Here is a 906-nt window from a genome sequence, read left to right as displayed (position 1 = left end):
CCCGCCGTACGGGCCCGGCTGGTTGTAACTCATGACTGGGTTCCCCTCCAGACGCTTATGTGATTTTCACATCCTGGCTCAATGTCGTTGCGAGCACGGTGGCGGGGCCCTACCCGTTACAGAACAAAGGCGTTTCGGGACGGCGCGGTGACACCCCTAAACTGGCCCCGTGACCGAGAACGCTCAGCAGCAGCCCCCAGCGCCCACGACCGAACTGCCGACCCAGTACGCGCCGGCCGACGTAGAGGCGCCGCTGTACGAGCGCTGGGTCGAGCGGGGCTACTTCGAGGCCGACGCCAAGAGCGACAAGCCGCCGTACACCGTCGTCATCCCGCCGCCGAACGTCACGGGCAGCCTGCACCTCGGCCACGCCTTCGAGCACACCCTCATCGACGCCCTCACCCGCCGCAAGCGCATGCAGGGCTTCGAGACGCTGTGGCAGCCCGGCATGGACCACGCCGGCATCGCGACCCAGAACGTCGTCGAGCGCGAGCTGGGCAAGGAGGGCAAGTCCCGCCACGACCTCGGCCGGGAGGCCTTCGTCGAGCGCGTCTGGCAGTGGAAGGGTGAGTCCGGCGGGCAGATCAGCGGCCAGATGCGGCGCCTCGGTGACGGCGTCGCGTGGTCGCGCGAGCGCTTCACCATGGACGAGGGCCTCTCCCAGGCCGTCCAGACCATCTTCAAGCGGCTCTACGACGACGAGCTGATCTACCGCGCCGAGCGCATCATCAACTGGTGCCCCCGCTGTCTCACCGCCATCTCGGACATCGAGGTCGAGTACCAGGACGACGACGGTGAACTCGTCTCCATGAAGTACGGCGAGGGGGACGACACCATCGTCGTCGCCACCACCCGCGCCGAGACGATGCTCGGTGACACCGCCGTCGCCGTCCACCCCGGCGACGA

1 protein-coding gene is annotated in these 906 nt (G+C 67.9%); it reads left to right on the top strand.

Features of this window, described 5'->3' with window-relative positions:
- Positions 1 to 169: 169 nt before the first annotated feature.
- Positions 170 to 906 (top strand): class I tRNA ligase family protein (locus tag BZL64_RS23290; protein WP_143663292.1); only part of this gene is annotated, 737 nt, incomplete at its 3' end.

Origin of the sequence: Streptomyces bobili (assembly GCF_002154575.1) — a bacterium.
In the GTDB taxonomy this organism is placed as follows: Bacteria; Actinomycetota; Actinomycetes; order Streptomycetales; family Streptomycetaceae; genus Streptomyces; species Streptomyces bobili.
The sequence above is the reverse complement of the archived record's forward strand: the minus strand, read 5'-3'. Positions and strand labels throughout refer to the sequence as shown.